The following is a 26,484-nucleotide window of genomic DNA, read 5'->3' on the forward strand; positions in this document are numbered from 1 at the left end:
CGGCTTGCCGCCCCAGATGGAACCCATGAACGCTACCCACACTCCGGCGCAAAAGACCGACTTGGCGGTGACGCACGTCCTCGCCCAACTTCTCGAACGGCTCGAGCACAGCCCCGTGCCAGTGGGCCCCGAGCAGTACCGTTCGGTCGTGATGCACCTGGTGGATGAATTCCGCGACGTCGCCCCCGGCGACGGGCTCGGCCAGCTGCTGGATGCCTATCCCGCCGCCGCCGAGGTGTACGAAAGCATGAACTATCAGCACGCCGGCCTTTGCCGGTCGGGCCTGGATGCCTCGCTCGCCGCCGAGCTGGCGGCCAAGGCCGCCATCGATCGCGCCAAGCATCGTGCCGAACCGGACACTGCTCATGGCCAAGGCTGAAACCAAGACCGCTATCGTTGCCGACGGCCTGCGCTACAAGGCCAAGGCTTCCGGATCGCCCTTCCGGGCGTCGGCTTCGTTCAGCGGGGCGACCATGTCCTGTTTTCTGTGCGGCAAGCACCGAGTTCGCTCGCAGATGCGCACCCGCCAGATCCTGGGAAAGTCACAAACCGTGTGCGCGCCGTCCTGCAAAGCGCTGGACGAAGAGACGCCTTCGTGACAGTTTGACGACGTAGCCGACCAATTCGATTTGGTTCTGTAAAGGGTCTACCAAAAACGCCAGAATAGTCCTACAGTTGGAAACAATTGAAGCAAATCTTTGCTTCAATACTTTGGTTCTAATTCTGTGGTTTTCCAATGCGTTCGCTTAAAACCTTTCGCTGTTTTTTGTTGATGCGCGCTCATCAGACTGGAAAGCGGGTCCGATGAGCCGGCCGCCTCGCCATGTCGTGATGCAGGTCGTGAAGCGCTCCGGCGGCTCCACGCACCACGTCGAATTCATCATGGACGACAACTTCGCCGAGCGTCTTCGGCAGTTGCGTTCGTTGGTGCCGCCCCTCAATGCCCTGAACCGGCAGCGTGACCTGGTGATCGACAAGGTGCGGGTTCGGCTCCCCACGGCGGTCTGGCGCCTGGGCGGCGACGAGCCCGCGCAGGTCGACGGCTCTTGCATCGTCATCGCTGCGGAAGGCTTCTTCAACTGCGGCGGCAAGGATCGCCAGTCGAAGGAAAAGCTGGTCACCTACACCTTCCCGATCGCGCGGCTCATCGAACTCCACGCCGAAAGGCCGGCCGGCGAGACCTTCTTCATCCGCGACGGCATCTTCACCAACGACGAGCCCGCCAACTCCGCAGCCGGCCGCTGGGTGGCCTCGCTCCATGAAATCGCGGAGTCGCGGGTGCCCGAAGGGCCGTCCGATTTCGACACGCTACAGGGCGTGCCGCTGCGCACCGAGCCGGGCGCATTGCCAACGCACAACGCCAGCCTGAACTGATGAGCTGGTGAAGTGAAGCCGGCGCCGCGGCGCATGGGCCGCCGGCGCCGCTTTTTCTCTACTGGACCTTGACCTCGACGCGCCGCGCCTCGGCCGGCGGTCCATCGGCCTGCGTCTGCGCCGGCTTGGCCAGTTCCACCTTGTCATCCGGCACGCCGGCCATCTTGAGCGCGGCGCCCACGGTCATCGCGCGCTGCTTGGCCAACTCGGCGTTCTTTTCAGGGTCGCCCGTCGCGTCGTGGAAGCCGCTCACCAGCACGCGGCCGCCGCCCTGGGCGGCCTTCACGATGTCGGCCAGCGCGGCGCTCGCGCCGGGCGGGACATCCGCACTCGCGGAGGCGAAGTAGAACTTCACCACGCCGTTCTCCGTCTTGATCGACGCAGCCGTGTCGCCCGCCGGCGCCGCGGCAGCCGCAGGCGCGGCAGCCGCAGGCGCGGCGGCCGGTGCGGGCGCCGTAGCAGGCGCGACCACGGGCGCAGGCGCGGCCGTCGGCGGCGCCATCGCGGCAGCGTCGCCGGGATGGAACTTGACCACCAGCGGCACGATGAGCAGCGCCACGATGTTGATGATCTTGATCAACGGATTCACCGCTGGGCCTGCCGTGTCCTTGTACGGATCACCGACCGTGTCGCCCGTGACCGCGGCCTTGTGCGCCTCGGAGCCCTTGCCGCCGTGGTGCCCGTCTTCGATGTACTTCTTGGCGTTGTCCCAGGCGCCGCCGCCCGTACACATCGAGATCGCGACGAACAGGCCCGTCACGATGGTGCCCATCAACAAGCCGCCCAGAGCCTTCGGCCCCAGCAGCAGGCCGATCAGGATCGGCACCACCACCGGCAGCAGGCTGGGGATCATCATTTCCTTGATCGCAGCGCCGGTCAGCATGCTCACGGCGCGCCCGTATTCGGGCTTGGCCGTGCCTTCCATGATGCCGGGGATCTCGCGGAACTGGCGCCGCACTTCCTCCACCACCGAGCCGGCGGCGCGGCCCACGGCCTCCATGGCCATGGCGCCGAAAAGGTAGGGAATCAGGCCGCCGATGAACAGGCCCACGATCACCATCGGCTCGCTCAGGTTGAAGCTGATGGCTTGCCCATAGGTCTCGAGCTTGTGCGTGTAGTCGGCGAACAGCACCAGCGAAGCCAGGCCTGCGGAGCCGATCGCGTAGCCCTTGGTCACCGCCTTGGTGGTGTTGCCCACCGCGTCCAGCGGATCGGTGATGTCGCGCACGCTGGCCGGCAGCTCCGACATCTCGGCGATGCCGCCGGCGTTGTCGGTGATGGGCCCGTAGGCGTCCAGCGCCACCACGATGCCGGCCATGCTCAGCATCGCCATGGCCGCCACCGCGATGCCGTAGAGACCCGCCAGCATGTACGACGCCAGGATCGCGATGCAGACGAAGATCACCGGCCAGGCCGTCGAACGCATCGACACGCCCAGGCCCGCGATGATGTTGGTGCCGTGGCCGGTGGTCGAGGCCTGCGCGATGTGGCGCACCGGCGAGTACTGCGTGCCCGTATAGAACTCGGTGATCCACACCAGCGCCGCCGTCAGTGCCAGCCCCACGAAGCAGGCGCCGAAGAGCTTCAGCTGGCTGCCCGAGGCCGCGATCGCGTTGTCCGGAATGATCCACTGCGTGACGAACCAGAAGGCGATCAGCGACAGGATGCCCGCCACCGCCAACCCCTTGTAGAGCGCCGGCATCACGTTGACCATGCCCGGCGAGGCCCGCACGAAGAAGCAGCCGATGATCGACGCGACGATCGACACGCCGCCCAGCGCCAGCGGATACAGCACCGCATTGACCGGCGCCGCAGTCACCATCAGCGCGCCCAGCACCATGGTGGCGATCAGCGTGACCGCGTAGGTCTCGAACAGGTCGGCCGCCATGCCGGCGCAGTCGCCGACGTTGTCGCCCACGTTGTCGGCGATCACCGCGGGGTTGCGCGGATCATCTTCCGGAATGCCGGCTTCCACCTTGCCCACCAGGTCGGCGCCCACGTCGGCGCCCTTGGTGAAGATGCCGCCGCCCAGCCGCGCGAAGATCGAGATCAGCGACGAACCGAAGGCGAAGCCGATCAGCGGATTGAGCAGGGTGGCCAGCTTGACGTCGGGCGTGAGCTGCCCGTTGCCGACCAGGACCCAATAGAACACGGTGACGCCCAGCAGGCCCAGCCCGACCACCAGCATGCCGGTGATGGCACCGCCGCGGAAGGCGACGTCGAGGGCCGGCCCGATGCCTTGCGTGGCGGCCTGCGCGGTGCGCACGTTGGCGCGCACCGAGACGTTCATGCCGATGAAGCCGCAGGCGCCCGAGAGCACCGCACCGACCACGAAGCCGACGGCGGTGGTCACGTCGAGAAAGAGCCCGATCAATATCGCCAGCACGATGCCGACGATGGCGATGGTGCGGTACTGCTTGGCCAGGTAGGCGGCCGCACCGGTCTGGATGGCCGCCGCGATCTCCTGCATTCGGGCGTTGCCCGGGTCTTTCGAAAGAATCCAACTGCGGGCCCAGAACCCATAGACCACGGCCACGAGGCCGCAGACGATGGCGAGGACCAGAGGGGTGTTGCCCATGCCTTGCTTCTCCATTCGTTCGTTGACTGGCGGAGACGAAGACAGCAGCCTGTGCGCAACGCGTACGGGGTCGATGCCTTCGCCGCGTTGCTTCCTCGAAGCCCCGATGCCTGCGAAGGCCGGGGCCGATTGGCCAACGCTGGCAATTTACAGGCAAATGTGAAGTTGTGTGCGACCGTGCGATGACACCGAAAGTAAACTTCGGGTTAGTCCCCATCCCGATAACACTTATCCACTACAGATCGCTCCTATGTCCCTCGGCAAAGTTTCCCCCGGCAAAGACGCCCCCGATGCTTTCAACGTCGTCATCGAGATCCCGATGAATGCCGACCCGATCAAGTACGAGGTCGACAAGGAGTCCGGCGCGATCTTCGTCGACCGCTTCATGACGACCGCCATGCACTACCCGACCAACTACGGCTACGTGCCGCAGACGCTGTCGGGCGACGGCGACCCGGTCGACGTGCTGGTCATCACGCCGTGGGCGCTGGTGCCTGGCGTGGTGGTGCCCTGCCGGCCGCTGGGCATCCTCATGATGGAAGACGAGGCGGGCGTCGACGGCAAGGTGCTGGCCGTGCCCACCGACAAGGTGCTGCCCATCTACAGCCACTGGAAGAAGGTGGAAGACGTCAACCCGATGCGCCTGAAGGCCGTGACGCACTTTTTCGAGCACTACAAGGACCTGGAGCAGGGCAAGTGGGTCAAGGTGCTCGGTTGGGAAGGGCTCGATGCCGCGAAGAAGGAAATCCTGGACGGCATCGCGAATTACAAGAAGGGGTGATCCGTTCTTGTTCCTTCTCCCTCTCCCTCTGGGAGAGGGTTGGGGTGAGGGCAACGCCCCCCGCACTCCCGCTCAATCGAAGTTGAGCAACACCTTCATCGCCTGCGACCGATCCGCCGCCAAGGCGAACGCGCGGGCCGAATCGCGGTACGACAGCGTCGCCGAAATCAGCGGCTTCACGTCCACCAGCCCCTTGTTGAGCAGCGCCACCGCCACCGCGAACTCCTCGTGAAAGCGGAACGCGCCGCGCAGGTCGAATTCTTTCGCGACGATGGTGTTGATGGGGAGCGTCATCTCGCCGCCCAGTCCGAGCTGCACGATGATGCCGCGCGGACGAACCGCATCGAAGGCCCCGATCAGCGCGCGCTGGTTGCCGCTGGCCTCGAACAGCACGTCGAAATGCCCCTTGTCGGCTGTGAAGCGCTTCAGGCCGTCCGGCTCCTCCGCCACGTTGACGACCTCGTCGGCGCCTACCTTGAGCGCCTTGCCCAGCGTGTGCGAACCGACGTCGGTCGCCACGATGTGCGTCGCCCCCGCGCGCCGCGCCGCGATGATGGCCAGCGCACCGATCGGCCCGCAGCCCGTCACCAGCACGCTCTTGCCCAGCAGCGGCCCCGCGCGCCGCACCGCATGCAGCGCCACCGACAGCGGCTCGGCCATCGAGCCCTCGCCGTCGCTCACGCTGTCGGCTAGGCGATGCGCCTGCCAGTGCTCCACCACGATCTCCTGCCGGAAGGCGCCCTGCACGTGCGGCGTGCGCATGGCGCTGCCGTAGTAGCGCATGTCCAGGCAGTGGTTCTGCAGCCCTTCCTGGCAGTAGCGGCACAGGCCGCAAGGCCGGCTCGGGCTGATGGCCACGCGCTCGCCGGCCGCGAAGCCGCCAGCGCCGTCGCCAACCGCCTCGATGATGCCGGCCACTTCATGGCCCAGCACCATCGGCTCCTTGATGCGCACGGTGCCGAAGCCGCCGTGCTGGTAGTAGTGCAGGTCCGACCCGCAGATGCCGCCGCAGCGTACCCGCACGCGCAGCTGGCCGGGGCCGATCTCGGGCGTGGGTACGTCTTCGACCCGCAGGTCGCCGGGCGCGTGGATGACGAGTGCTTCCATGGTGTGTGCTTCTTGATGAGTGAGGGTGCCGATCGATCAGAGCGTCGCGGTCACGCCGCCGTCCACGTACAGGATGTGGCCGTTGACGAAGTTGGACGCGTCGCTCGCCAGGAACACCGCCGCGCCGACCAGGTCTTCCACGTCGCCCCAGCGCCGCGAGGGCGTGCGGCCGACCAGCCACGAGGTGAACTCGGCGTTCTTGACCAGCGCATCGGTCAGCTCGGTCTTGAAGTAGCCCGGCCCCAGGCCGTTGACCTGGATGCCGTGCTGCCCCCAGTCGATCGCCATGCCCTTGGTCAGCATCTTCACCGCGCCTTTGCTCGCGGTGTAGGGCGCGATGCCGGGCCGCCCCAGCTCGCTCTGCACCGAACATATGTTGATGATCTTGCCGCGCTGGCGCGGAATCATGCGCCGCGCCACCGCCTGGCCGACCAGGAACACGCTGTCGACGTTGGTCTTCATCAGCTCGTGCCACTGCGCTTCCTCGAACTGGTCGAGCGGCGCGCGGCGCTGCATTCCGGCGTTGTTGACGAGGATGTCGATGGCGCCGATCTCCGCCTCGATGCGTTCGACCGCCGCGCCCACGGCGTCACCGCTGGTCACGTCGAAGACGGCGGTGAAGACCGTCGCGCCTTCCTGCCGCAGCTTGGCAGCCGCCTGTTCGAGCTTGTCGCTGCCGCGCGCATTGAGCACGATGCGCGCGCCGGCGCCTGCCAGGCCGCGTGCCAGCGCAAGGCCGATGCCGCCGCTGGAGCCGGTGACGAGCGCGGTGCGCCCCGTGAGGTCGAAGCTTTTGAGGACGGGGTTCAAGTCGGAGTTTCCATCGAGGTTTGGAATGTGGTGTGTCCGCGCCGCCGCAGTATCGCGCTGGCGGCGGCATCCGCGGCACCTTCCACTGATGCGACCCGAAGGTACGCAAGCCGGCGCCGGCCACCAAGACGAGATCGGTCTGGCTCTATAGCAAAGGCTTATGCGAGCCGCGAGCCGCGAGCCGCGAGCCGCGAGCCGCGAGCAGTGGACAGTGAACAGTGATTCGGCCCGCGCAGCGAAGCCGGCGCGACGCCCTAGTGCTGCGCCAGCGCCCCCTTCATGTAGCGCCCGAACTCTTCGACGAAGACCCGCGCGCGGCGTGGCATGCGCCGGTCGGGGTAGAGCATCCACACCGCGGGCTCGTCGCTCGCCGGGTAGGCGCATTCGTACTCCTCCAGCACCTGTTGAAGCCGCCCCGACTTCAGGTCGTCGCGCACCACGTTGCGGCTGACCCGCACCACCCCCAGGCCGCGCCTCGCGAGTTCTGCGAGCGTCACGTAGCTGTCGACGATGATGCGCGGCGCCACGGCCTGCCGCAGCAGTTGCCCTTCGTGCTGGAAGAACCACGTGCTCGCTTCGGTCGGTGCGTGCGCGAGGCAGTCGTGCGCGGCCAATTCGGCGGGCGTGCGCGGTGCGCCGCGCCGTGCCAGGTAGTCGGGCGCGGCGCAGAGGATGCGACGCACCGAATGCAGTTTCACGCCGATCAGTCCCGAGTCGGGCACGAAGCCGGTGTGCAGGGCCAGGTCGAAGCCGTTCTCCACCAGGTTCACCAGCCGGTCCGTCGTGGCGATGATGAAGCGGATGTGCGGAAAGCGCGGCGCGAACTCCTGCAGGAAGGGTGCGAGGAAAGTGGCCGACGCATGGTCCGAAATCGCGATCCGCAGCGCCCCGGCGGCCTCGCCGCGCAGGCCGGCAAGCGACTCCGACACTTCCGCGAAGCCGTCGGTCGTTCGCTGCGCCCACTCGAGCAACAGCTGCCCGCCATCGGTCAGCCGCATGCGGCGCGTGGTGCGCTGGAAGAGCGTGGTCTTGAGCGCGCGCTCCATGGCTGCCAGCCTGCGGTTGGCCAACGAGGGCGACAGCCCCAGGCTGCGCGCAGCCGCCGAAATGCTGCCGCGGGCGTGCACCGCCAGGAACAGGTCGAGCAGTTCGAGGGTCAGCGCAGGGGTGGGGGAGGGATCGGCCATCTGTGCATTATCGGAACAACTGATGGCCCGCGAAGGTGGCTGCCAGGACGCGTCGCCGTTTCCATAATGAGCGAACGGCTGCGGCGGGCGCGGCACCCTTGACCAGGAGTTCTCATGGATCTGTTCCGTTCTCGACTGGATAGGCGGCATGCCATCGTCGCATTGGGCGCTGCGGTGGCGGCGCCGATGGCGTTCGCGCAGGCCTTTCCGAGCCGGCCCATCAAGATCATCGACGCCTTCGCGCCCGGGGCGACGACGGACATCATCGCCCGCATCGTCTCCAACCGGATGCAGGTCACTTTCGGCCAGCCGGTGATCGTGGAGTCGCGCACCGGCGCCAACGGCGTGGTCGGCAGCGAATTCGTCGCGCGGGCCACCCCCGACGGCTACACGATGTTCGTAGGGTCGACCTCCACGCTGGCGGTGAACCAGGCGCTCTACAAGATGTCCTTCGACCCGACCAAGGACCTGGCGCCGGTGAGCATGCTGGCCGCGCAGCCGCTGATCGTCGTCGTGCATCCCAGCCTGCCGATCAAGTCCATTCCCGAGTTGATCGCCTATGCCAAGGCGAACCCGCAGGCCCTGAACTACGCCACGCCCGGCATCGGCAATCCGGTGCACCTGGCCACCGAACTGTTCAAGAAGATGACTGGCGCGCCGATGACGCACGTGCCCTACGCCCGCGGCAGCGCGGCGGCCATGCCCGACCTGCTGTCGGGCCAGGTGCAGCTGATGTTCGCGCCGATGTACGTGCTGCCGCAGGTGCGCGATGGCCGGCTGCGCGCGCTGGCCGTCACCGGCCCGAAGCGCCTCGATCTGGTGGCGGATCTGCCGACCGTTGCCGAAGCGGGCGTGGCCGGCTACAACGTGACGCTCTGGAACGCGATGGCGGTGCCGGCCGGCACGCCCAAGGACGTCGTCGCCAAGCTCAACGCCGAGATCGTGCGCATCCTGCAGCTGCCCGAGGTGCGGACGCAGATGCTGTCGACCGGCCTCGAACCGATCCCCGGGACACCGGAGCAGCAAGCGGCCTTCACGCGCTCGGAGGCCGAACAGTGGACCCGCCTGATCAAGGACATCGGCATCAAGGTCGAGAGTTCATGAATGCCATTCGCCGCGCGTGGAGTGCCGGCGAGCGTGCCGCCGGCACCTTCGTGTTCTCGCGCGACGCGGCGGTGAGCGAACTGGCGGCAATGGCCGGCTTCGACTTCGTGGTGGCCGACATGGAGCATGCCGCGCTCGAACTGCGCGAGGTGGAGCAGCACATCCGGGCCGCGCGGATGCATGGCGCGTCGGCGCTGGTCCGTGTGCCCGGCGTGGCCCATACGGCGCTGGCCGCGAAGGCGCTGGACCTGGGCGCCGACGGCATCGTCTTTCCGCATTTCGGCGTCGACCTGGCCGCCTCGCGCGCCGCGACGGTCATGCTGCGATATGCGCCTGGCGGCATGCGCCCCAGCTGCACGGGCGTGCGGGCGGCCGGCTACGGGCTGCGTCCTTTCGCGGGCTACGTGCGCGAGTCCGATGCCGGCGTGCTCGGCATCGGGCTCATCGAAGACATGGCGGCCGTCGAGAACATCGACACCGTGCTCGAGCAAGCGCCCTGCGACGCCGTGATGCCGGGCCCCGGCGACATCGCCACCTCGCTCGGCGTGCCGGGCGAGCCGGGCCATCCGCGCGTGCGCGAAGCCATCGAACACACCCTGGCCCGGGCGCGGCACGCGGGCGTGCGCACGGGCATGTACCTCAATTCCCTGGACGAGTCGGCCGACTGGCGTGATGCCGGGCTCGATTTCGTCGTCTACCTCATCGATCTCAAGATCCTCGGCGCCGCGTTTCGCGATGCGACGCGTGCGCTCAAGCCTTCGTCCCCACCATGATGTCTCCCTCCTTCGACTACGCCGGCTTCGCCAGCCGTGTGCTGAGTGGCCCCGGAACGATCGACCGCATCGCCGACGAAGTGCGCCGGCTCGACGCGAAGCGCGTCCTGCTCATCACCGGCCGGCGCACGGGCCAGACACAACTGGTCGCACGCATTCGCACCGTGCTCGGCGAGCTGCTGGTCGAGACCTTCGACGGCGTGACGGAGCATTCGTCCGTGGCGATCGTGGAGCAGCTCGCTCGAAGGGTGCGCGAGATCGATGCCGACCTGCTGCTGGCCGTCGGCGGCGGCAGCGCATCCGACACCGCCAAGGGCGTGGCCATCCTGCTGGCCGAGGGCCCGCCGCTGGCGCGCCACGCCAACACCTTCACGCCACCCGACAAACTCGTGCAGCAGGAACTGCTGCAGCCCAAGATGCCGATCATCGCGGTGCCGACCACGGCGTCTGCCGCCGAAGTGACGCCCGGCCTCGGCATCCGCGACGAACACGGCCACAAGCTGCTGCTGTGGGACGCCAAGGCGATGCCGCGCACGATCATCCTGGACCCGCAGGCGAACCTGGAGGTGCCGCTCGCGATCATGACCACCTCCGGCATGAATGCCCTCGCGCATTGCATCGAGGGCCTGTATTCGAAGCGCGCCAACCCGATATCGGACGCGCTGGCGCTGCACGGCATTCGCCTGCTCGCGCAAGGGCTTCGCGCCATGGTGGGCGATCCAGACAGCATCGACGCGCGTGCCGACGTGCTCAACGGCGCCCACCTGAGCGGCATGGTGATCCCCAACACGCGGACCTGCATCCACCACGGCGTCTGCCACTGCCTGGGTGCGCTCGGCGGCCTGCCGCATGGCGTCGCCAACGCCATCCTGCTGCCGCATGCCATGCATTTCAATCGCGAGGCGGCCGCGTCCAAGCTCGCCTTGGCGGCCGAGGCCTTCGGTGTCGATGTGCGAGGCATGGACGAAGCCGCGGCCGTTGACGCTTCGGTGGAGGCCGTGCGGCAACTGCAGCGCGACCTCGGCGTGCCGACGCGGCTTCGCGACACGCCGCTCGACCGCGCGCTGCTGCCGGCCATTGCCGACCACGCCATGGGCGACCGGGCCTTGTACTTCAACCCCGGCCCCACGCCCACGCCCCAGGCCGTGCTGTCGCTGCTGGAGGCTGCGTGGTGAGCGGCGCACACGCCGCGTCGACCCCCCGCAGGCCCTTCGCCGGCATCCGCGTGCTCGACGTGACGCGGGTCGTCGCGGGGCCCTTCGCCTCGTACCAGCTCGGCCTGCTCGGTGCCGAGGTCATCAAGATCGAAGACCCGCTAAGCCGTGGCGACACCATGCGCTATCGCAAAGGCACCAAGCCCGCCTACGGCGCCAACGGCATGGCGACCTTCTACCTGTCGCAAAGCGCGAACAAGAAGTCGATGACGCTCGACCTGCGCAAGCCCGAAGCGCGTGCCATCTTCCGCAAGATGGCGCTCGAAGCCGACGTGCTCGTCGAAAACCTCCGCGCCGGTGCGATGGCGCGCATGGGTTTCGGCTACGAAGACCTCAAGGACGAGAACCCGCGCCTCGTGTACTGCTCGCTCACCGGCTTCGGCCACACCGGCCCCAAGCGCACGCATGGCGCCTACGACCCGGTGATCCAGGCCGCGAGCGGGCTCATGAGCGTCAACGGCACGGCCGACATCGCACCGGTGCGCGTGGGCGCACCCGTCATGGACTACTCGGCGGGCCTGGCGGCCGCCTTCGGCATCGCCAGCGCGCTGTTCGAGCGCTCGCGCAGCGGCCTGGGGCAGTACGTCGACGTGTCCATGCTGGACACCGCGCTCGTCATGATGGGCGCGCTCGTCACCGAGGCCGCCACCGCGCAATCGCTCCCCAAGCCGCCCGGCAACCGGGCGCCGGCGGAGACCTACGGCAATGCCTGCTTCCAGTGCGCCGATGGGTTGATCTCGATCGCCGCCATGGAGCCTTACCACCGCGCGCGGATGTGGCAGGCCATGGGGCGGGCCGACATCCCGGCGGATGCGCGCTTCGCGACCGACGAACTGTGCAGCCGCAACATCGACCTGCTGCACGCGGAGATGGAACGCACGTTCCGCACACGCGGCGCGCAGGCGTGGGAGGACATCCTGAACGAGGCAGGCGTACCGGCCGCGCGCGCGCGCACGATTCCCGAAGCGCTGGCGATGGAACAGGTGCAGGCCCGTGGCGTGATGCACACCATGCACGACGTTCCGGGCATCACCGGTGCGGCGAGCTTTCCGACCGCGCCTTTCCTGATGTCGGCGGGTGGCGTGCGCGTGGATTCTCCGCCGCCGCTGCTGGGCCAGCACACCGACGAGATCCTGGCGACGCAAGGCTACGACGCCGCCGGCATCGCGCGCCTGCGCGAAGAAGGTGTCGTATGAGCGCCGCAGACCCCACGTCCGTCCAGGCCGGCGGTGCCCGCATCTGGGACGCGTTTCTCACGCCCACGGACCGGCAGTGGGCGCAATTGCGCGCCAAGCGCCCCATCGGCTTCGGCGAGCGTTGCGCGCTGCTGGTGATCGATCTGTACCGAGGTGGCTTCGGCGACCGCGACCAACCCCTGCTCGAATCGATGCGCGAATGGCCCTGGAGCTGCGGCCCGCACGGCTGGCGCGCCTTGCCGCACATCCGCACGCTGCTGGCGGCCGCGCGCGCGGCGCAGGTGCCGGTGATCCATTCGACGATGCGCCAGTCCGACGACGGCCTGCTCGGATGGATGGAGGCGTTGCACGGCGACAACGGCGGCGCCATGGCGCGCGGGGACGCACAGCGCAACGCGCGCGCCAAGGAGATCCTGGAAGAGGCCGGCCCGCGACCCGGCGAAGCGGTGATCGCCAAGTCGGCGCCCAGCGCCTTCTGGGGCACGCCGCTGGTGGGCCACCTGCAGCAGCTGCGCGTGGACACGGTGCTCGTCGCGGGCATGGCGACCAGCGGCTGCGTGCGGGCGAGCGTGGTGGACGGCGCGGCGAACCGGCTGCGCATGATGGTCGTGGAGGAATGCGTGTTCGACCGGCTCGAAGCCTCGCATGCCGTGAGCCTCTTCGACATCGACCAGAAGTACGGCGACGTGGTGACGCTGGATCGGGCGCTGGAGGCCATCGCCTTCCACGCGGAGCCGTGACGGCCCTGATCGTTCGAGTTTTTTGACACGAGGAGAGCAACGAGTGAGCAGCATGCGAGTGGCTTTGCTGGATGACTACCAGGGCGTGGCATTGCGCCACGGCGATTGGACGAAAGTGGAGGGCGCGACCGTCGTGCCGTTTCGCGACCATGTACACGACGAGGACGAGCTTGCGAGCCGCCTCGCGGATTTCGACGCGGTGTTGCGCATCCGCGAGCGCACGGAATTCCCGCGTTCGCTGCTCGCACGGCTCCCGCGTCTCAAGCTGATCCTGGCGACAGGCATCCGCAACAAGGACTCGATCGACCTGGCCGCCGCACGCGAGCTGGGCATCACGGTCTGCAGCACCGAGGCGCTGCAGCGCGAGACGGTCGAGCTCACCTGGGGCCTGATCCTGTTGCTGTTCCGCGGGCTGCCACGCGAGATGGCGTCGCTGCGCGCGGGCGGCTGGCAGTTGGGCGTGGGGCGCCGCCTCACCGGCAAGACCTTGGGCATCGTCGGCTTCGGCACCATGGGCATTCCGGTGTCGCGCGTGGCGCTGGCCTTCGAGATGAAGGTGATCGCGTGGAGCCCGAACCTCACGGCGGAACGCACCGAGCCGCACGGCGTGCAGGCCGTGTCGCGCGAGCAGCTGTTCAGCCAGGCCGACGCCATCACGCTGCACCTGCCGCTGTCGGACCGCAGCCGCGGCCTGGTGAACGCGACGGACATCGGGCGCATGAAGCGCGATGCGGTGCTCGTCAACACCTCTCGCGCGCCGCTGGTCGACCAGGACGCGCTGATCGCCGCGCTGCGCGATGGCCGCATCGGCGGGCTCGGCGTCGACGTCTACGAAAGCGAGCCGCTCGCCGCCGACCATCCCTTCCGCCTGCTGCAGAACGTGGTGGCGACGCCGCACATCGGCTATGTGACGCAAGAGAACTACGACCTCTTCTACGGCCAGTCGGTGGAGAACCTCCAGGCCTACATCGCCGGCAAGCCCATGCGGGTGATCAATTGAGCGGTGCTGCGACAACATGCCTCGCGGACATCGCGCAGGTGATCCGCAGCAAGAACGCCGGCCCGCGCACGACCACGCTCGACGTGATCTTCGCCGACGAGGCCGCCTTCGCACGCGTGCGCGCGAGCGGCGCGCTGTCCGCCCCGAACATCGCGGTGCTCTACGGCGTGGCGGCGCAAGACGTGCGGGTGATCGAGGTTCCGGACTGCCGGGCGATCAAGATCACCTTTCCGCGCAAGCTCACGGCCGGCGATCCCGGTGACCGCGACGTCTACGGCGCACAACAGCATGCGCGCCTGTTCGGGGTGCGCGTGTGAGCGGCGATTCGGCCACGCGCCGCATCCTCGACGCCTTCGCCGCCGGTCCGCGCAGGCCGCTGCGCATCCTCGGCGCCTCGGGACAACTGGGCTACGGCATTCCCACACCGGCTTTCGAGGCCGGCCTCGCACGCTCGCCCGACCTCATCGGTTGCGACATGGGGTCCATCGACCCGGGCCCGTACTACCTGGGCAGCGGCAACCTGGCCACGGCCCCCGGGCAAACCCGCCGCGACCTGCGCAAGGTGATGGCCGGTGCGTTGAAGCTGCGCATTCCGCTGGTGATCGGCACGGCCGGCAGCGCAGGCGCTGCGCCCCACCTGGAGCAAACGCTGGCCATGGTGCGCGAGATCGCGCGCACCGAGGATTGGCACTTCCGGCTCGGCGTGCTTGCGGGGGACATCGATCGCCAGGTGGCCTGCGCTGCCGTGCGGGCGGGCACCGTCACCGGCATCGACGGCATGGCCGATCTCACCGAAGAAGAGATCGGCGCCAGCACCCACCTGGTCGGCCAGATGGGCATGGACGCCTTTCGCCGCGCCTTCGAAGCCGGCGTGGACATCGTCATCGCGGGCCGCGCCTGCGACGCCGCCATCTTCTCGACGCTGCCGGCGATGCTGGGTTTCCCGCTGGGCCTGGCCGTTCACATGGCCAAGATCATCGAATGCGCATCGCTGTGCTGCCTGCCGGGTGGCCGCGACACCATCCTCGCGACGCTGGACGACGAGGGCTTCGAGCTCGAAAGCATGGCGCCGCAGCGCCGCGCGACGCCACTGTCCGTGGCGGCCCACAGCCTCTACGAACAAGGCGACCCGTACTCGATCATCGAGCCCGAGGGCCGCGCGGACCTGCGCGAGGCCCGCTACGAGGCCATCGACGAGCGGCGGACCCGCGTGAGCGGCGCTCGCTGGATCGCGGCGACGGAGCCGAGCGTGAAGCTCGAAGGCGCCCGTGTGGTGGGCGAACGGGCCATCCTGATGGCCGGCGCGGCAGACCCGCGCTTCATCGCCCAGCATCGCGACATCCTGCCGGCCGTCGCGAAGATCGTCCGCGACCTGGTGTGCGAAGAGGCCGAGGAGGACTACGCGCTGCGCTGGCGGGTGTATGGCGTGGACGGCGTCACCGACGCCCAGCCCGGTGCGCCGCTGCCCGCGGAAGTGTTCCTGCTGATCGAATGCATCGCGCCGACCCTCGCGCGTGCCGAGGAAGTGGCGCGCACCATGAAGCAGTACCTGCTTCACTTCGGCTATGCGGGGCGGCTGTCGACGGGCGGCAACATCGCGTTCCCGTTCACACCGCCTGAAGTGGGAATGGGCACGGCGTACCGCTTCAACGTGTATCACATCATGCGGACGCCGGAGTACGCTTCGTTGTTTCCGTTGCGGGTGGAAGTGCTGTAGCGGGGGACGATCGGCCGCGCTTGTCGCCGTCGTTCAGCGAGCTTTCGCCAGCACGTCAGGATTGGCAAGGCCGGCAGGTTGCCGCGACGCCGGCGCCGGCCCATAAGAGCTTGCGAGACCCCTAGAGCGAAGCCGTCTTGGCGTCTGCGGCGCGGCCGGCCTACCGTCGCACCTGTTGCAACTGAACAGGACACCCCGTGAGCCCCTCCCGCATCTCGTCGCGCATCCGCCGCATCAAGCCATCCCCGAGCAGCGCCGCCGCGGACCGCTTCGCCGAACTGCGCCGCGAAGGCCGCGACATCGTCAACCTGGCGATCGGCGAACCCGACTTCGACACGCCCGCCCACATCCGGCGGGCCGGCTGCGGGGCGATTGAGCGCGGCGAGACGCGCTACACGCCGGTGGCCGGCACGCTCGCAATGCGCGAGGCCATCGCCGCCAAGCTGAAGCGCGAGAACGGGCTCGACTACCGCCCACGCGAGATCATCGTCACCTGCGGCGCGAAGCACGCGCTCTTCAACGCCTTGTCGGTCACCGTGGAAGCGGGCCACGAGGTGATCGTGCCTGCGCCCTTCTGGGTGTCGTACCCCGACATGGTGCTGGCCTGCGACGGCACGCCGGTCATCGTGGCCTGCCGCGAGGAAGACGACTTCCGCCTCACGCCCGAGGCCTTGGAGGCCGCGATCACGCCGGCCACGCGCTGGCTGGTCTTCAACTCGCCGACCAACCCGACCGGCACCACCTACACCGAGCCCCAGTTGCGTGCGCTGGCCGACGTGCTGCTTCGCCACCCGCAGGTGATGGTGCTGGCCGACGACATCTACGAGCACATCCGCTTCGACGGCGCATCGCCGCGGCACCTGCTGGCCATCGAGCCCGCGCTGCGCGAGCGCATGCTGGTGGTCAACGGCGTCTCGAAGACCTATGCGATGACGGGCTGGCGCATCGGCTACGCGGCCGGCCCCGCCGACATCGTCGCGGCGTTGGACATGCTGCAGTCCCAGTCGACCAGCGGCGTCTGCTCGGTGAGCCAGGCGGCGGCCGTCGAGGCCCTGAACACCGAGACCGCCTTCCTGCCCGACTGGGTGGCGACCTACCGCCATCGGCGCGACACCGCGGTGCGCCTGCTGAACGACATCCCCGGCATCCGCGCACGCGCGCCTGGCGGCGCCTTCTACCTCTACCCGCATTGCGGCGGCCTGATCGGCAAGCGCACGCCCGAGGGCAAGACGCTGGAGACCGACAACGACGTCGTGATCCACCTGCTGGAGGCCGGCGGGGTGATGGTGCTGGCCGGCACGGCGTATGGCGTGTCGCCGTACTTCCGCATGTCGACCGCGACCAGCGTGGAGCTCATCGAAGAGGGCTGCCGGCGCATCGCCAAGGCCGTGGCGATGCTGCACTGAGAGCCCTGTGCGGGGCCCTATCAAGAACGCTTATACGCAAAGACGCATGACGTATTGGCCCGCTGCGGGAGCCCTTCCTATGATTTCCTGCAACCCCTCTTCATTGACTTCATTGACCTCTTCGACTGGAGCACTCGCGATGAACTTCCACCCCACGACCAGGACGAACATGCGCCCCGCGGCCCGGATGGCGCTCGTTGCGCTCTCGGCGCTGTCCGCGCTCTCGGGCCTGTGTTTCGCACCTGCGCATGCTCAAGGTACCGACACCTTCAAGGTCGGCATCATCAGCCCCATGAGCGGCCCCAATGCCCGCTACGGCGCCTTCGCCAACAAGGGCGCCGCGCTGGCGGCCAAGGAGATCAATGCCGCCGGCGGCGTGCTCGGCAAGAAGATCGAGCTCGTGAGCGGCGACAGCCAGTGCGTCCCGGCCGAAGGCGTGGCCGCCACGCAGCGCATGATCAGCCTCGAAAAGACGCCGATCATCATCGGCGACGTCTGCAGCTCGGTCACGCTCGCGATGCAGCCGCTGGTGGAGGAGTCGAAGGTGCTGCTGGTCAATGCAGCATCGTCCAACCCCGACATCACCTACAAGTCCGGCGTCGGCGGCTTCAAGTGGACCTTCCGCAACTACCCGACCGATGAGGTGCGCGCCGCCACGGTGCTCGAATACGCATCGAAGACCAAGGGCTTCAAGAAGTACGCCGTGCTGTCGGTCGACAGCGACTACGGCCGCGGCGCCATCAAGTTCACCAAGCGCTACCTGCCCAAGTACGAAGGCGCCGAGATCCTCAGCGAGGACTACTACAAGGACTCCGAGACCGATTTCCGCTCGGTACTCAGCAAGATCCGCCGCTCGGGTGCACAGGCCATCATCCTCTACGGGCAGGCCGACACCACGCCGATCATCGCGCGCCAGATGCTCGAACTGGGCTTGGCCGGCAAGGTGGCGCTGGTGGGTAACGGCGAGTTCAACACCAAGGAAACCATCGCCGCCGCACCCAAGGTGATGAACGGCGCGGTCGAGGCGGCCGCCTGGCTGCCCGAGGTGCCGGCGCCGCGCAGCCTGAAGTTCGTGGAGGACTACAAGAAGGCCAACGGCGGCGAGATGCCCAACAACCACGCGTACACGCACTACGACACGCTGCAGCTGGTGGCGCAGGCCATCAAGAGCGCCAACAGCCTGAAGGGCGAGGACGTGCGCAATGCGCTCGCCAGGATCCAGTACGACAGCCCGATGGGCGTGGTCACCTTCGACGACCACAACCAGGCCGTGCTGCCCATGGTGCTGCTCGAGATCGCCGACGGCAAGCCGGCCATCAAGGGAACGATCACCACCAAGGTCGACTACGCCGCGCCGAAGTAAGGCCACGGCTCCATCCGCCTGCGGGAACACCACGTGAGCTCCTTCATCCTCGAACAGATCGTCAACGGCATCATCACCGGCTCGGTGTACGCGCTGGTCGCGGCCGGCATGACGATGATCTTCGGCGTGCTGCGTGCCATCAACTTCGCCCATGGCGAGTACTACATGCTGGGCACCTTCGCGGCCTGGTGGGTCATGTCGAAGCTGATGGCCGACTACAGCCTGGCCATCGTCGGGGGCGTGGCCATCGTGTCGCTCATCGCCGTGCTGATCGGCCGCACCGTGATGCAGCGGCTCGTCGGCCAGCCCTTCCAGGCCGGCGTGCTGGCCACGCTGGGCCTGTCGCTCATCTTGCAGAACGTCGTCATCCTGGCGTTCGGCGGGGGCTACAAGGTGTTCTCCGGCGGCTGGATCGAGCCGATCGAGCTCGGCGACTTCGGCATGTCGCAGCAGCGCGTGATCCTGGTGGTGGTCACGCTCGCCGTGTTCGCCACGCTCGAATGGATGGTGCGCAGCACGCGGCTGGGCCGCTCCATCCGCGCCGTGTCGCAGAACATCGAGTGCTGCCAGGTCAACGGCATCGACGTCGAGCAGGTGGTGCGCCGCACCTTCCTGATCGGTGTCGGCATCGCCGCGCTGTCGGGCATCCTCACCGGCCCGATCAACGTCAGCATCTACGGCGGCATGGGCGAGTCGATCACGCTCAAGACCTTCGCCGTGATCGTGATGGGCGGCATGGGCAACGTGCGCGGCACGCTGATCGCGGGTTGCCTGCTGGGCGTCGTCGAAAGCCTGGTGGCCGGCTTCATCGGCCTGCAGTACCGCGACTCGGTCGGCTTCATCGCGCTGCTCCTCATGCTGATGCTGCGGCCGCACGGCCTGTTCAGCAGCAAGGCCCGTTTCTGATTGCCCGACCCGCGAGACCCCACCCCATGGAACGCACGATGACGTCGATCACCACGCTGGACACGCCCCGCCTGCCCGCTGCCCGGTTGGCCACGGTGAACTGGAGCGCCTGCGGCCTCGCAGTGGCCGCGTTGCTCGCAGCGCCGCTGGTGCTGGGCGACTACTACCTGCACGCGATGGTGCTGGCCATGATCTTCCTGCTTCCCGCGCTGGGCCTGAACCTGATCCTGGGCTACACCGGCATGCTGTCGCTGGCCCAGGGCGTGTTCTTCGGCCTGGGCGCCTACGGCTCGGCGCTGATGGCCATTCACTTCGGCACGCCTTTCCTGGTCAACTTTCTGTGCGCCGGGCTGCTCGCCGCATTGGTCGCGCTGCCGCTGGGCATACCGGCCCTGCGGCTGCGCGACACCTCGTTCGTGATGTGCACGCTGGGCATGGTGGTCATCGCCCAGGTGGTGTCGAAGAACTGGGTCGACCTCACGCGCGGCGACATGGGCCTGTCGGGCGTGCCGCGGCCGACGCTGGGCCTGGGCGACATGGTGCTGACCATCGTCAAGGCCCCCGAATACTTCTACCTGGTGCTCGCCGTCGCGGCGCTGGCGGTGGCGGCCTTCGTCGCGCTCATCCGCTCGCCGGCCGGCCGCTGCATGGTGGCGATTCGCGACAACGAGACGTTGGCCGAATCGCTGGGCGTGCCCACCTGGACCTACAAGCTCATCGTATTCATGCTGAGCGCGGTGTTCGCCGGCCTCGGCGGCAGCCTCTACGCGCACTTCTCGACGGTGGTGAGCCCGCTGGTGTTCCAGGCCTACTACTCGAACACCATCCTCATCATCGTGCTGGGCGGTGGCGTGGGCAAGGTGCCGGGCGCGATCATCGGCAGCTTCGTCTTCGTGGCCGTGTCCGAGGCGCTGCGCATCACGCCCGAGCTGCGCATGGTCATCTACGGCTTCGTGCTGCTGGGGCTGGTGTTCCTGTTCCCGCAGGGCCTCGCGCCGCTGTTCCAGAGCGTGGCCGAGCGCATCGCCCGCATCGGCCAGGCTGGCAACGGCAACGGCAAGGAGCAGCACGATGGCCGCTGAGCAAGCCATGCTGCGCATCGAAGGCCTGCGCAAGAATTACGGCGCGGTGGCCGCGCTGCAGGGTGTCGACATCGAAGTCCGCCGCGGCGAGGTGATGGGCCTGATCGGCCCCAACGGCTCGGGCAAGTCGACGCTCTTCGACTGCTGCACCGGCCTGCAGAAGAGCGACGCTGGCCGCGTGCTGCTCAAGGGCGTCGACATCACGGGCTGGCCCATGAACCGCATCGCCCGCGAAGGCCGCTTCCTGCGCAGCTTTCAAAAGACGGTGGTGTTCCCCACGCTCGATTCCGAAGAGAACCTGGTGCTCGCGGGGCAGATGTCGCGGTTTCCGAGCGTGCTGTCCACCTTCTGGGTCGGGCCGTCGGCCAAGAAGCGGGTGAAGGCGCTGCGCGAGCGGGCGCGCGAGCTGATCGAGGTGTCGGGCCTGTCGCGCGTGGCGCACCTGCCGGCCGGCCAGATGTCGGGCGGCCAGCAGAAGCTGCTGCAGTTCGCGTCGATGCTGATGCCGGAGCCCGAGCTGATCCTGCTCGACGAACCGCTGGCCGGCATCAACCCGGTGCTGATCGAGAAGGTGATCCAGTGCATCGAGCATGCGAACCAGGCGCTGGGCGTGACCTTCGTCGTCATCGAGCACAACACCGACGTGCTGATGAACCTGAGCCACCGTGTGGTGGTGCTGCACCAGGGCGCCAAGCTGGCCGACGACACGCCCGAGGCGGTGGTGCGCAACCCCGAAGTCATCGATGCGTACCTGGGAGGCTGACATGAACCCGATCATGGAACTCGACATCGACAACCTGCGCTCCGGCTACGGCCATCTCGACATCCTGCACGGCGTCGACTTGAAGATCCGCCACGGCGAGTTCGTCACGCTGCTCGGGCCCAATGGCGCGGGCAAGTCGACGCTGCTCAAGTCGCTCTTCGGCATGACCACGCACAAGGGCGGTGCCATCCGCTGGAAGGGCCAGGACATCGCGGGCCTGCGTCCGCAGCAGATGCTGTCGCACGGCATCGCCTACGTGCCGCAGGGGCGCTGCAACTTCCAGCTGATGTCCATCGACGAGAACCTGGAGATGGCGGCGTACACCCTGCGCGACGGCGACCTGAAGGGCGAGCGCGACTACGTGTACGACCTGTTCCCCATCCTGCGCAAGCGCCGCAACGAGCTGGCCGGGAACATGTCCGGCGGCGAGCAGCAGCTGCTCGAGATGGCGATGGCGGTGCTGCGCCGGCCCGAGATCCTGCTGGTGGACGAGCCCTCGGTCGGGCTGTCGCCGCAAGCCATCACGCTGGTCTTCAACGAGCTCAAGCGGCTGCACGAAGGGGGCCGGACCATCCTGCTCGTCGAGCAGAACACCCGCAAGGCGATGCAGGCGGCCGAACGCGCCGTGGTGCTGCGCCTGGGCAAGGTGATCTGGGACAGCCCGGTGGGCGAACTGAGCAACGCCGACCTCGGCGAGCTGTTCATGACGGGGCGGCGCGCATCCGACGCGCAGCCGGCCTGATCGAAACATAGCGAACATTCAAGGAGCTGAAAGGCATGAAACTGGCATTCGACACGGGCGGCACCTTCACCGACTTCGCGATGACCGAAGACGACGGAACCATCCTGCTGCACAAGGTCTTGAGCACCCCCGACGCACCGGCGCGGGCCGTGCTGCAGGGCGTCGACGAACTGCTCGCCAAGGTGCGGGACAAGCACGCGACCAAGGCGGCCGAGGCGGCCAAGGCGGCGGGCAATGGCGCGCTGCAGATCCTCGGCGCCACCACGGTCGTCACCAACGCCGTGCTGGAGCGGCGTGGCGTGAACACCGCCTTCATCACCACCGATGGCTTCCAGGACATGCTGCGCATCCGTACCGAGGGGCGCTACGACCTCTACGACCTGCGCATCAAGTACCCGGACCCGCTGGTGTCGCGCGAGCTGTGCTTCGGCGTGGAGGAGCGCATCGCGGCCGACGGCACGGTGATCAAGCCGCTGGACGAGGAGGGCGTGCGCGCCATCGCCCGCACGCTGCTGGAGCGCCAGGTCGAATCGGTCGCCGTGTGCCTGTTGCATGCCTACAAGTACGCGCAGCACGAGAAGCGGGTGGCCGAGCTGATCGCCGAGGTGGCGCCGGGCATCTCGGTATCGCTGTCGTCCACCGTGTGCCCCGAGGTGCGCGAATACGACCGCGCCTCCACCACCGTCGTCAACGCCTACACGCGGCCGATGATGGTGGGCCACGTCAACCACCTGGAGCGCGAGTTGTCGCAGCGCGGCGTCGACGGGCAACTGCTCTGGATGACCTCGAGCGGCGGCGTGGTGCCCAGCTCCGCGGCTGCGCGCACGCCGGTGCGGCTGATCGAGTCGGGCCCCGCGGCCGGCGCGGTGGCCGCGGCGGACTACGCACGGCAGGCCGGCGAGGCCAGCGTGCTTTCCTTCGACATGGGCGGCACCACGGCCAAGCTGTGCCTGATCCCGAACGGCGAGCCGATGGTCGCCAACGACCTCGAAGTCGCGCGGCACGAGCGCTTCCGCAAGGGAAGCGGCTTCCCGCTCAAGATCCAGTCGATCCACATGATCGAGATCGGCGCCGGTGGCGGCAGCATCGCGGCGCGCAACAAGCTGGGCCTGCTGGGCGTGGGGCCGCGCAGCGCAGCGGCCGCTCCCGGCCCGGCCTGCTACGGCCGCGGCGGCACCGAGCCGACGGTGACCGATGCCGACCTGTTGCTGGGCTACCTCGACGAGAAGTCCTTTCTCGGCGGTGACTTCGCGCTCGACCGGCCTGCCGCCGAAGCCGCGATGGACCGCCTGGCCGAGGACCTGGGCATTTCGCGGGAGCGCTGCGCCTGGGGCATCCACGACATGGTCAACGAGAGCATGGCCGAGGCCGCCTCGATGCAGGCGACCGACAGCGGCGTCGACCCGCGCGCGTTGCCGCTGATCGCCTTCGGTGGCGCCGGCCCGGTGCATGCCTACGGCGTGGCGCGCAAGCTCGGCATCCGCAAGGTGATCTGCCCGATCGGCGCCGGCGTCACCTCGGCCATCGGCCTGCTCGGCGCGCCGGTGGCGGCCGACCTGTCGACCAGCCTGCCGATGCGCGTCTCGGCCTGGAACCCGAGCGCGGTGAAGGTCGTCAAGACCTCGCTCGCCGAGCAAGGGCGCGAGGTGGTGCTGGCCAGCAAGGTGCCGGCCGACCGCATCCGCTTCTCGTATTCGGTGGACATGCGACACGTGGGGCAGGGCTACGAAATCTCGGTCGCGCTGCCGGAGCTGGACCCCGAAGACCCTGGCTTCGTGGCCGAGCTGATGGCGCGCTTCCACGCCAACTACGTGGCGCTCTACGGGCGTGCGGTCAGCGGCACCGATGCCGAGGTCATCACCTGGCGCATCCGGGCCAGCGGGCCGAAGGGTGTCGTCTCGCTGGCCGGGCTGCGCGGCGAGGCCGGCGCGGTACGCGACCCGCGAAAGGGGACGCGGCCTGTCTACTTCTCCGAGCTGGGCAAGGCCGTCGACACGCCCGTGTACGACCAATACGCGCTGCTGCCCGGCGTGCCGGTGGAAGGCCCGGCCATCATCGAGCAGCGCGAGTCGACCGTGGTGATGGGGCCGAACGCCACCGCCTCGCTCGACGAGCAGCACAACCTCATCATGCTTCTGTCCTGAAGGCCGCCATGTCCCTCGCCAAACCCGACTTCAACGACCCGATCACGCTGCAGGTGATGTGGGACCGCCTGGTCTTCATCGCCGACCAGGCCGACACCGCGCTGGGCCGCACCGCCTTCTCGCCGATCGTGCGCGAGAACCACGACTACGTGAACGTGCTGCTCGACGCCCAGGGCCGCGCGCTGGCGCAATGCACCTGGTCGATCCCGGTGTTCATCACCACGCTGCCGATGGCGGCACAGAACTACTTCCTCAAGGCCTTTCCGCCGGAGTCGCTGGAGCCGGGCGACGTGCTCGCCACCAACGACCCCGTGATCGGCACCGGCCACCTGCCCGACATGGTGATGCTCACGCCCATCTTCCGCCGAGGGAAGATCGTGGCTTATGCCGGCAGCATCGCGCACCTGCCCGACATCGGCGGGCGGCCGCAGTCGCCGGACTCCACCGACATGTTCGAGGAGGGCATCCGCATCCCGATGCTCAAGCTCTTCAAGGCCGGCCAGCCCAACGTCGACGTGTTCTCGGTCATCGAAGCCAGCGTGCGCCTGCCCCACGAGGTGCGCGGCGACATCCAGAGCATGGTGGCCGCCAACGAGGTGATGAGCCGCGAGTTCAGCCGCTTCATGGACGAGTACGGGCTCGACGATTGCGAGGCCCTGGGCGAAGCGATCTTCAGCCGCTCCGAGCGCCATATGCGCCAGGCCATCGCCGCCTGGCCCGCCGGCAGCTACAAGGCCGACATGACCATCGACGGCTTCGAGACCGAGGTGAAGCTGTGCGTGAGCGTGGAGGTGCGCGAGGACTCGATCCACGTCGACTACACCGGCACGTCGCCCGAGGTGGCGCGCGGCATCAACGTGGTGCCGCACTACCGCGTGGCCCACAGCGTGTACGCGCTCAAGTGCTTGCTGGACCCCGACACGCCCAACAACGAGGGCTGCATGGTGCCGCTGACCGACTCCGCGCCTGCGGGCTCGATCCTCAACCCACGCCCGCATGCGGCCGGTGCGGCCCGCAACCTGGTCGGCCACTGCATCCCCAGCCTGATCTTCAAGGCGCTGCAGAACGTGGTGCCCGAGGGCGCGATGGGCGACAGCGGCGGCGCGCCCATCTGGGGCATCAACTGCCAGGGCCAGCGCTCCGACGGCACCGCCTACGGCAGCGCACAGAACTTCCACGGTGGGCAGGGCGGCCGCTCGACCATGGACGGGCTCGACACCCTGAGCTTTCCGTCGAACTGCCGCGTGACGCCGATCGAGATGTACGAGCTCGCGGTGCCGGTGCTCACCGAATGCAAGGAGCTGATTCCCGATTCGGGCGGCCCCGGCAAGTACCGTGGCGGGCTGGGCCAGCGCGGCGTGATCCGCAACCTGTCGGATCGCGAGATGAACATCTACCTGAGCACCGAGCACGTCAAGCATCCCTGCCTGGGCGTGCTGGGTGGCCAGGCCGGCCGCAACGGCGCCGTGCTGCACGACGACAAGCCGGTGTTCGCCAAGGGGCGGCTGGTGCTGGCGCCGGGCGAACGCCTGACCATCGAGCTGCCCGGTGGCGGCGGCTGGGGCGATGCGCGAGAGCGTCCGCGCGAGTTGGTCGAAGACGACCTGAAGCAAGGGCTGGTCAGCCCCGAGGCTGCGCGCGCGGACTATGGCTACCAGTCGCTCGGCCGGCCCATGAAAGTGAGGGCGTGATGGCGGCGCAGTCTTTGTCCGGGCAGGTCGCACTGGTCACCGGCGGCGGTTCCGGCATCGGTCGATCGACGGCCCTGATGCTCGCGGCCGAGGGCGCGCGGGTGGTGATCATGGGTCGCCGCAAGGAAGCGCTCGACGACGTGGTTGCCGAGATCCACGCCGCCGGCGGCCAGGCCTGGGCGCGGCAGGCCGACCTGCAAAGCCGCGAGCAGCTGCAGGAACTCGTGCGCTGGACCGAAGCCGAGGTCGGGCCGGTCGGCATCCTCGTCAACAACGCCGGCCTCACGAGCCGTGTGCGCAACATCCGCTGGATCGAGCCCGACGACTGGGAGTCCGCGATCTCGGTCAATCTGACCGCCGTCTACGTGCTGATCCAGGCCGTGCTGCCCGGCATGCTGGCGGCCGGCGCGGGCACCATCGTCACGGTGTCGTCGCTGGCGGCAGTGCGGCCCAACATGCTGGGCGGCGCACCCTACGGTGCGGCCAAGGCGGCGGTGAGCAACCTGATGGGCTTCATGCACGCCACCTTCCGCAACGACAACATCCGCTCGACCACCATCCTGCCGGGCGAAGTGAACACCCCGATCATGGACACGCGCGTGCGCCCGCCCACGGCCGCCGAGCGCGCCGCCATGGTCGCGCCCGAAGACGTGGCACGCGCCATCCTGCTGGCGTGCACGCTGCCGCAGGGTACGACGATCGAGCAACTGGTCATCAGCCCGACGCTGGCGCGCGACCAGGCGCCCGATGTCGAGATCAGCCGCTGGCTCGGCGCCCCAGACGGCACCCCCGGCAAGCCTTGAGCG

Annotated in this window: 25 protein-coding genes; 21 read left to right on the forward strand and 4 right to left on the reverse strand. The window is 68.3% G+C overall.

Going from position 1 to position 26,484, the window contains the following annotated elements; all coding sequences use genetic code 11:
* Positions 1-25: 25 nt before the first annotated feature.
* The 3 genes from B0W80_RS07080 (at position 26) to B0W80_RS07090 (ending at position 1,374) form a co-directional block, all read left to right on the forward strand.
* Complete coding sequence (locus tag B0W80_RS07080; RefSeq protein ID WP_179106849.1) at positions 26-379, forward strand: hypothetical protein; 354 nt, start codon at positions 26-28, stop codon at positions 377-379.
* Positions 366-599: a hypothetical protein gene (locus B0W80_RS07085; protein ID WP_076998421.1), complete on the forward strand. Its 234-nt coding sequence runs from the start codon at positions 366-368 to the stop codon at positions 597-599. Before B0W80_RS07080 ends, B0W80_RS07085 begins: the two co-directional genes overlap by 14 nt.
* Before the next feature lie 205 nt (positions 600-804).
* Positions 805-1,374 (forward strand): hypothetical protein, encoded by a 570-nt coding sequence (locus tag B0W80_RS07090; RefSeq protein WP_076998422.1) that lies wholly within the window; start codon positions 805-807, stop codon positions 1,372-1,374.
* Between the two features lie 58 nt (positions 1,375-1,432).
* Here B0W80_RS07090 and B0W80_RS07095 read toward each other — a convergent pair whose 3' ends face one another.
* Complete coding sequence (locus B0W80_RS07095) at positions 1,433-3,967, reverse strand: sodium-translocating pyrophosphatase (RefSeq protein ID WP_076998423.1); 2,535 nt, start codon at positions 3,965-3,967, stop codon at positions 1,433-1,435.
* A 235-nt stretch (positions 3,968-4,202) separates the two neighbouring features.
* Here B0W80_RS07095 and ppa point away from each other — a divergent pair, with 235 nt between their 5' ends.
* Positions 4,203-4,733 carry an inorganic diphosphatase gene (gene ppa / locus B0W80_RS07100; RefSeq protein WP_076998424.1) on the forward strand — a complete coding sequence of 177 codons (531 nt, stop codon included), beginning with the start codon at positions 4,203-4,205 and terminating at the stop codon, positions 4,731-4,733.
* Positions 4,734-4,805: 72 nt separating this feature from the next.
* Here ppa and B0W80_RS07105 read toward each other — a convergent pair whose 3' ends face one another.
* From B0W80_RS07105 to B0W80_RS07115, 3 genes are all read right to left on the reverse strand, one after another.
* Positions 4,806-5,840 carry an L-idonate 5-dehydrogenase gene (locus B0W80_RS07105; protein WP_076998425.1) on the reverse strand — a complete coding sequence of 345 codons (1,035 nt, stop codon included), beginning with the start codon at positions 5,838-5,840 and terminating at the stop codon, positions 4,806-4,808.
* A gap of 36 nt (positions 5,841-5,876) precedes the next feature.
* Positions 5,877-6,650 (reverse strand): glucose 1-dehydrogenase, encoded by a 774-nt coding sequence (locus tag B0W80_RS07110; protein ID WP_076998426.1) that lies wholly within the window; start codon positions 6,648-6,650, stop codon positions 5,877-5,879.
* A 254-nt stretch (positions 6,651-6,904) separates the two neighbouring features.
* The gene (locus B0W80_RS07115; protein WP_076998427.1) at positions 6,905-7,837 is read right to left on the reverse strand and encodes a LysR family transcriptional regulator; all 933 of its coding nucleotides are present in this window, start codon (positions 7,835-7,837) and stop codon (positions 6,905-6,907) included.
* A 114-nt stretch (positions 7,838-7,951) separates the two neighbouring features.
* On the opposite strand from B0W80_RS07115, the gene B0W80_RS07120 reads away from it, so the two are divergent.
* The 17 genes from B0W80_RS07120 (at position 7,952) to B0W80_RS07200 (ending at position 26,481) form a co-directional block, all read left to right on the forward strand.
* Entirely contained in the window at positions 7,952-8,941 is a 990-nt protein-coding gene (locus B0W80_RS07120) for a tripartite tricarboxylate transporter substrate binding protein (RefSeq protein ID WP_076998428.1), read from the forward strand.
* Positions 8,938-9,714: an HpcH/HpaI aldolase/citrate lyase family protein gene (locus tag B0W80_RS07125; protein ID WP_076998429.1), complete on the forward strand. Its 777-nt coding sequence runs from the start codon at positions 8,938-8,940 to the stop codon at positions 9,712-9,714. Before B0W80_RS07120 ends, B0W80_RS07125 begins: the two co-directional genes overlap by 4 nt.
* Positions 9,711-10,889, forward strand: a complete 1,179-nt coding sequence (locus tag B0W80_RS07130; RefSeq protein ID WP_083745233.1) for an iron-containing alcohol dehydrogenase family protein — start codon at positions 9,711-9,713, stop codon at positions 10,887-10,889. The genes B0W80_RS07125 and B0W80_RS07130 overlap by 4 nt, the downstream gene beginning before the upstream one ends.
* Entirely contained in the window at positions 10,886-12,124 is a 1,239-nt protein-coding gene (locus B0W80_RS07135; RefSeq protein WP_076998500.1) for a CaiB/BaiF CoA-transferase family protein, read from the forward strand. Before B0W80_RS07130 ends, B0W80_RS07135 begins: the two co-directional genes overlap by 4 nt.
* A complete protein-coding gene (locus B0W80_RS07140) occupies positions 12,121-12,864 on the forward strand; it encodes an isochorismatase family protein (protein WP_076998430.1) in 744 nt (247 codons plus the stop codon). Before B0W80_RS07135 ends, B0W80_RS07140 begins: the two co-directional genes overlap by 4 nt.
* 52 nt (positions 12,865-12,916) lie before the next feature.
* The gene (locus tag B0W80_RS07145; RefSeq protein WP_076998501.1) at positions 12,917-13,864 is read left to right on the forward strand and encodes a D-2-hydroxyacid dehydrogenase family protein; all 948 of its coding nucleotides are present in this window, start codon (positions 12,917-12,919) and stop codon (positions 13,862-13,864) included.
* Positions 13,861-14,181, forward strand: a complete 321-nt coding sequence (locus tag B0W80_RS07150) for a DUF4387 domain-containing protein (protein ID WP_076998431.1) — start codon at positions 13,861-13,863, stop codon at positions 14,179-14,181. Before B0W80_RS07145 ends, B0W80_RS07150 begins: the two co-directional genes overlap by 4 nt.
* On the forward strand, positions 14,178-15,581 hold the full coding sequence (locus tag B0W80_RS07155) for an acyclic terpene utilization AtuA family protein (RefSeq protein WP_256856511.1): 1,404 nt from the start codon (positions 14,178-14,180) through the stop codon (positions 15,579-15,581). The genes B0W80_RS07150 and B0W80_RS07155 overlap by 4 nt, the downstream gene beginning before the upstream one ends.
* A gap of 197 nt (positions 15,582-15,778) precedes the next feature.
* The gene (locus tag B0W80_RS07160) at positions 15,779-16,987 is read left to right on the forward strand and encodes an aspartate transaminase (RefSeq protein WP_076998432.1); all 1,209 of its coding nucleotides are present in this window, start codon (positions 15,779-15,781) and stop codon (positions 16,985-16,987) included.
* 139 nt (positions 16,988-17,126) lie between these two features.
* Complete coding sequence (locus B0W80_RS07165) at positions 17,127-18,350, forward strand: ABC transporter substrate-binding protein (RefSeq protein ID WP_076998433.1); 1,224 nt, start codon at positions 17,127-17,129, stop codon at positions 18,348-18,350.
* A 33-nt stretch (positions 18,351-18,383) separates the two neighbouring features.
* The gene (locus tag B0W80_RS07170) at positions 18,384-19,256 is read left to right on the forward strand and encodes a branched-chain amino acid ABC transporter permease (protein ID WP_076998434.1); all 873 of its coding nucleotides are present in this window, start codon (positions 18,384-18,386) and stop codon (positions 19,254-19,256) included.
* Between the two features lie 26 nt (positions 19,257-19,282).
* A complete protein-coding gene (locus tag B0W80_RS07175) occupies positions 19,283-20,338 on the forward strand; it encodes a branched-chain amino acid ABC transporter permease (RefSeq protein WP_076998435.1) in 1,056 nt (351 codons plus the stop codon).
* Positions 20,328-21,101: an ABC transporter ATP-binding protein gene (locus tag B0W80_RS07180; RefSeq protein WP_076998436.1), complete on the forward strand. Its 774-nt coding sequence runs from the start codon at positions 20,328-20,330 to the stop codon at positions 21,099-21,101. The genes B0W80_RS07175 and B0W80_RS07180 overlap by 11 nt, the downstream gene beginning before the upstream one ends.
* Before the next feature lies 1 nt (position 21,102).
* Positions 21,103-21,843 carry an ABC transporter ATP-binding protein gene (locus B0W80_RS07185; RefSeq protein WP_076998437.1) on the forward strand — a complete coding sequence of 247 codons (741 nt, stop codon included), beginning with the start codon at positions 21,103-21,105 and terminating at the stop codon, positions 21,841-21,843.
* A gap of 35 nt (positions 21,844-21,878) precedes the next feature.
* Positions 21,879-23,987: a hydantoinase/oxoprolinase family protein gene (locus B0W80_RS07190; RefSeq protein WP_076998438.1), complete on the forward strand. Its 2,109-nt coding sequence runs from the start codon at positions 21,879-21,881 to the stop codon at positions 23,985-23,987.
* Between the two features lie 8 nt (positions 23,988-23,995).
* Entirely contained in the window at positions 23,996-25,678 is a 1,683-nt protein-coding gene (locus B0W80_RS07195; protein WP_076998439.1) for a hydantoinase B/oxoprolinase family protein, read from the forward strand.
* Positions 25,678-26,481, forward strand: a complete 804-nt coding sequence (locus B0W80_RS07200) for an SDR family oxidoreductase (RefSeq protein WP_076998440.1) — start codon at positions 25,678-25,680, stop codon at positions 26,479-26,481. Before B0W80_RS07195 ends, B0W80_RS07200 begins: the two co-directional genes overlap by 1 nt.
* Positions 26,482-26,484: the final 3 nt, after the last annotated feature.

It is taken from the genome of Variovorax sp. KK3 (assembly GCF_001984055.1).
In the GTDB taxonomy this organism is placed as follows: domain Bacteria; phylum Pseudomonadota; class Gammaproteobacteria; order Burkholderiales; family Burkholderiaceae_C; genus Variovorax.

Excerpts from the sequence above, each read along its gene's own strand:
- B0W80_RS07080 (WP_179106849.1), top strand. The coding sequence starts at position 26 with ATGAACGCTACCCACACTCCGGCGCAAAAGACCGACTTGGCGGTGACG.
- B0W80_RS07085 (WP_076998421.1), top strand. The coding sequence starts at position 366 with ATGGCCAAGGCTGAAACCAAGACCGCTATCGTTGCCGACGGCCTGCGC.
- B0W80_RS07090 (WP_076998422.1), top strand. The coding sequence starts at position 805 with ATGAGCCGGCCGCCTCGCCATGTCGTGATGCAGGTCGTGAAGCGCTCC.
- B0W80_RS07095 (WP_076998423.1), bottom strand. The coding sequence starts at position 3,967 with ATGGAGAAGCAAGGCATGGGCAACACCCCTCTGGTCCTCGCCATCGTC.
- ppa (WP_076998424.1), top strand. The coding sequence starts at position 4,203 with ATGTCCCTCGGCAAAGTTTCCCCCGGCAAAGACGCCCCCGATGCTTTC.
- B0W80_RS07105 (WP_076998425.1), bottom strand. The coding sequence starts at position 5,840 with ATGGAAGCACTCGTCATCCACGCGCCCGGCGACCTGCGGGTCGAAGAC.
- B0W80_RS07115 (WP_076998427.1), bottom strand. The coding sequence starts at position 7,837 with ATGGCCGATCCCTCCCCCACCCCTGCGCTGACCCTCGAACTGCTCGAC.
- B0W80_RS07120 (WP_076998428.1), top strand. The coding sequence starts at position 7,952 with ATGGATCTGTTCCGTTCTCGACTGGATAGGCGGCATGCCATCGTCGCA.
- B0W80_RS07125 (WP_076998429.1), top strand. The coding sequence starts at position 8,938 with ATGAATGCCATTCGCCGCGCGTGGAGTGCCGGCGAGCGTGCCGCCGGC.
- B0W80_RS07130 (WP_083745233.1), top strand. The coding sequence starts at position 9,711 with ATGATGTCTCCCTCCTTCGACTACGCCGGCTTCGCCAGCCGTGTGCTG.
- B0W80_RS07140 (WP_076998430.1), top strand. The coding sequence starts at position 12,121 with ATGAGCGCCGCAGACCCCACGTCCGTCCAGGCCGGCGGTGCCCGCATC.
- B0W80_RS07145 (WP_076998501.1), top strand. The coding sequence starts at position 12,917 with ATGCGAGTGGCTTTGCTGGATGACTACCAGGGCGTGGCATTGCGCCAC.
- B0W80_RS07165 (WP_076998433.1), top strand. The coding sequence starts at position 17,127 with ATGAACTTCCACCCCACGACCAGGACGAACATGCGCCCCGCGGCCCGG.
- B0W80_RS07175 (WP_076998435.1), top strand. The coding sequence starts at position 19,283 with ATGGAACGCACGATGACGTCGATCACCACGCTGGACACGCCCCGCCTG.
- B0W80_RS07180 (WP_076998436.1), top strand. The coding sequence starts at position 20,328 with ATGGCCGCTGAGCAAGCCATGCTGCGCATCGAAGGCCTGCGCAAGAAT.
- B0W80_RS07185 (WP_076998437.1), top strand. The coding sequence starts at position 21,103 with ATGAACCCGATCATGGAACTCGACATCGACAACCTGCGCTCCGGCTAC.
- B0W80_RS07190 (WP_076998438.1), top strand. The coding sequence starts at position 21,879 with ATGAAACTGGCATTCGACACGGGCGGCACCTTCACCGACTTCGCGATG.
- B0W80_RS07195 (WP_076998439.1), top strand. The coding sequence starts at position 23,996 with ATGTCCCTCGCCAAACCCGACTTCAACGACCCGATCACGCTGCAGGTG.
- B0W80_RS07200 (WP_076998440.1), top strand. The coding sequence starts at position 25,678 with ATGGCGGCGCAGTCTTTGTCCGGGCAGGTCGCACTGGTCACCGGCGGC.